The organism is Streptomyces sp. NRRL WC-3549, from assembly GCF_000721935.1.
In the GTDB taxonomy this organism is placed as follows: domain Bacteria; phylum Actinomycetota; class Actinomycetes; order Streptomycetales; family Streptomycetaceae; genus Streptomyces.
On sequence record NZ_KL585391.1, the window covers coordinates 153,162 to 157,106 of the forward strand.

A 3,945-nucleotide genomic window follows, 5' to 3' on the forward strand; every position below is an offset into this window, starting at 1 on the left:
GTCCAGGAGCAGGTCCTCCTGGCCCACGGCCAGCGTGACGGGGGCGAGCGGATCGTCGGTGGAATTCCTTCTGGTGGCCATCGCCGTCCAGCATCCCACGCACCGGTGACAACGCGGCCTTCCCCTGCCCCTCCCCTGCCCCCTCCCAGCCCCTCCGCCCCCCGGTCCGGGGCGGAGGGACGACCGGCGCCGGGGATGCCGGAGAATGGCCGGGTGAGCGATGTGAGACATGTGCTGGTGCTGCCCGACCGCGACTCGGCCCAGGACGTGGCCGAGGAACTGGCCGGCCGCTTCGGCGTCAGCGAGGAACCGCAGCTCGTACGGGACGCCCTGGCCGGCGAGGACGACGCCGAGGACGCCCAGTGGCTGGTGGTGGTGGAGGATCCGGCCGGACGCCTGGACGCCTCGGCCCTCGACGCGTTCGCCGCCGAGTACGAGGGGTGGCTGGAGACGCCGTGACGGCGCCCGGGCCACCGGGCGCCACCCTCATCCGCCGGCGGCGGCCGGTCAGCCCTTGGGAACGATCTGGATGTCCATCTCGATCTCGATGCTGGAACCGACCACGGCGATGCCACGGGCGAGCATGGTCTGCCAGGTGAGGGTGAAGTCCTCGCGGTGCAGCTCCGTGGTGGCACGGCAGGCCGCACGGACCTCGCCCTCCAGGCCGTTGCCCAGGCCGAGGTAGCGGGTGTCCAGCGTCACCGTGCGGCTCACGCCGTGCAGGGTGAGCGCACCGCTGACCCCCCATCGGCTGCCGCCCCGGTGGACGAAGCGGTCGCTGTAGAACTCCAGCGTGGGGTAGCGGCCGACGTCGAGGAAGTCGGAGGAACGCAGGTGGTCGTCGCGCATCTGGACGTTCGTGTCGATCGACGCGGCGTCGATGACCACGTGCATGGCGGAGTCCTCCATGCGGTCGGCGATCCGGACCGCCCCGGCGAAGGTGTTGAACCTGCCACGGATGCGGGCCATACCGATGTGCCGCGCGGTGAAACCGATCTGGGAGTGCATCGGCTCGACCTCCCAGTCCCCCGGAGCCGGAAGCTGGGGCGGCTGGGACATCTGGAGGGTGACGTCCCCGAGCCCGGCGTGCCCGCCCTCGGGGACGGTGGCCGGACTGTGGAACGGGGTGAAGCCCTCCGCCGTGACGGCCAGCCGGTAGTCACCCGAGGGAACGGTGGCGACGACGGTGCCGAACGGATCCGTCTCACCGCCGACGACCTTGCGTCCGGAAGCGTCGGTGACGGCGAACTCGGCGTGCTTCACCGGCCCGCCCACGGGGTCCAGCACCCGGCAACTGAGCAGACCGGCCGTGGGCGGCACCGGTAGCCCCGCGAGGGCGCTGTGGAACGGGGCGCCGGGCCTCGCCTTCTTGCCTAGCAAACGGCCGAACATGTACACGCACTCCCAGGGGCGGTTCTCACCTCGGACCCCTGACAGCTGGACGTCGTTGTCGGAGCAGCGGCCCGCCGACGAAAAGACATTCGATCACTGTTGCGACGTTCGAGGCAAACGCGGCAGCTCGACGGGGGTTGCGCCGAGGTGATACCGAAGGTCCGAATTGGCGGTTCCGCTCGTCGTCCGTCACGCGTTCGGATTCGGGCGGACCACGGGACGTGGGGCAACCGCAGCCGGAAATGCTGGCGGTAGGCGGGGCCGGCGCCTCGGCGTCGGTGCCTGGCGGCCTCTCGTACCGCTCGCCCCGCGCCGTGACCGAAGTCTGCCCCCGTGCCCGGACCCGCGTCTTGGCCGTCGTCCCCCTGGGGTACACCGGGGATGTTCACGAGCGGCCCGCCGCACGCAGCCCGGCACCGGCCCCCGACACCGCGATCGCCCCGTCCGTGTCCGTGCGCATGACCTTCGCCCCACCCGCTCGGAGCGCCTCGACCGTACGCACCGCCGGGTGTCCGTACGGATTGCCCGTGCCGCAGCTGATGAGGGCGAGCCGGGGACGTGCGCTGCGCAGGAGCGCGGCGTCCTGATAGGCGGAGCCGTGGTGCGCCACCTTGAGGACGTCCACCCGGGGCAGCGCCGGATAGGTGCGTATGACCCCTTGCTGGGCGGGCGGTTCCAGGTCACCGAGGAGCAGCAGGGTCAGCGCACCGGACCGCGCGAACAGGGTGAGGCTGGCATCGTTGGGCTCCGTCGGGGAGTACGGTGCGGCACCCGGTACCGGGGCAGCCGGCCAGAGGACCTGCCAGTCGAGCGGTCCGAAGCGGCGGCGCTCCCCCGGCACGGCCGGGACCACCGGGACGTGTGCCGCCGCAGCCGTCCTCCTCACGAACGCCGCCTGTTCCGCCGGTTCCTGGAGGGCCGTCGTCTGGACGGCCCCGACCTCCCGTCCTCGCAGCACCCCGGGCAGGCCCCGTACGTGGTCGGCGTGGTAGTGGGTCAGCAGCAGAAGCGGCACACGCGTGATGCCGAGGTCGCGCAGGCACCGGTCGACCGGCCGGGGGTCCGGGCCGGTGTCGACGACGACTCCGGTGCCCTCTCCGGCGGCGAGCACCATGGCGTCCCCCTGGCCCACGTCGCACAGGGCGAACGCCCAGCCGGGCGGCGGCCACCCGGTCATGATCCTCGTGAGCGGTACGGGTCTGAGCACCGCGAGGACCAGGACGAGCGCGGCGGCCGAGCAGACCCAGGGATGCCGGGCCAGACGACGGGCGGACAGCACCAGTACGGCGGTGACGGCTGCCAGCAGCGCAGTCGGCCTGCGCCCCCGGCAGGGACGCTCCGGTACGGGCCACCGACGCGATCCATCCGACCGGCCAGCCGGCCACCGTGGCCAGCAGTTGGGCCGACGGCATCGACACCTGGGCCACGGCGAGCGCGGCGAAGCCCAGGACCGTGGCGGGTGCGACGGCGAACTCCGCCAGCAGGTTGCAGGGGACCGCCACCAGGCTCACCCGGGAGGCGAGGACGACGACCACGGGGGCACAGACCGCCTGGGCGGCACCCGCGGCGGCCAGCACCTCGGCGAGTCTCGGCGGGACACCGTGACGTTGCAGGGCACTGCTCCACCCCGGGGCGAGGACCAGCAGCGCCCCGGTGGCCAGTACGGACAGCAGGAAACCGTAACTGCGGGCCAGCCAGGGGTCGTAGAGCACCAGCAGCAGAACTGCCGTGGCCAGGGCCGGAATCAGTGATCTGCGGCGGCCCGTACCGATGGCGAGCAAGGTGATCAGTCCGCAGGCCGCCGCGCGCAGGACGCTCGGCTCGGGGCGGCAGACGATCACGAAGGCGAGGGCGATGACTCCCCCGGTCAGCGCGGTCAGGCGCAGCGAGATGCCCAACCTCGGCGCCAGGCCCCGGCGTTCGCTGCGCAGGGCGGACCCCGGGGGCCCGATGAGGAGAAAGAGGAGGATCGACAGATTGGCACCCGAGACCGCCAGCAGATGAGTGAGATCGGTGGCCTTGAACGCGTCGTGGAGGTCAGGCGTCACCCGGGAGGTGTCACCGACCACCAGCCCCGGCAGGAGCGCCCGCGCATCGGGGCCGAGCCCGTCCGTGGCCTGCCGCAGACCGGACCGCAGCCGCCCCGCGGCACGCTGCACGAGCGTCGGCTCCCTGATGACCTCGGGCGGGGCGCCCGCGTCCGCGCGGACCACGGCCGCGATGCGCTCCCCCTCGTGGCGCGGCGGGGCCAGCCGACCGCTGATCCGGAGGACAGCCGGTCGGCGGCCTGCCCGGGCGCGACCATGACGAGCACCGGGGTGCGCAGCCGGGTGACGGAGCCGTCGGGCGCGGTGAGCCGGGTGATCTCGGCGTCCAGGAGCAGGGAGACGGGCGTGCTGTGGTCGCCCCGGACCTGCGGCCGGGTCCTGCGGGGGTCGGACGTGACCGTCACCTCCGCCTCCGCGCGGGCGAAGCCCTGGGCCAGGCCGGGCACGGGACCGCTCCGGGTCTCGGCCCCGTGCAACCCCGCGGCGGTGGCGCCCGCCGCGGCGC

Annotated in this window: 2 protein-coding genes and 1 pseudogene; 1 reads left to right on the forward strand and 2 read right to left on the reverse strand. The window is 73.4% G+C overall.

Going from position 1 to position 3,945, the window contains the following annotated elements; genetic code table 11:
• Positions 1–195: 195 nt before the first annotated feature.
• A complete protein-coding gene (locus tag IH13_RS0109290) occupies positions 196–459 on the forward strand; it encodes a hypothetical protein (protein ID WP_051835806.1) in 264 nt (87 codons plus the stop codon).
• A gap of 48 nt (positions 460–507) precedes the next feature.
• Here the strand turns inward: IH13_RS0109290 and IH13_RS0109295 are convergent, their stop codons facing one another.
• Positions 508–1,392 (reverse strand): YceI family protein, encoded by an 885-nt coding sequence (locus IH13_RS0109295; protein ID WP_037841035.1) that lies wholly within the window; start codon positions 1,390–1,392, stop codon positions 508–510.
• A 385-nt stretch (positions 1,393–1,777) separates the two neighbouring features.
• Positions 1,778–3,945: pseudogene (locus IH13_RS37085) on the reverse strand (ComEC/Rec2 family competence protein); the annotation flags it as partial.

Bases quoted from the DNA above. Each gene is read 5' to 3' on its own strand.
- IH13_RS0109290 (WP_051835806.1), top strand. From the start codon at position 196: ATGCCGGAGAATGGCCGGGTGAGCGATGTGAGACATGTGCTGGTGCTG.
- IH13_RS0109295 (WP_037841035.1), bottom strand. From the start codon at position 1,392: ATGTTCGGCCGTTTGCTAGGCAAGAAGGCGAGGCCCGGCGCCCCGTTC.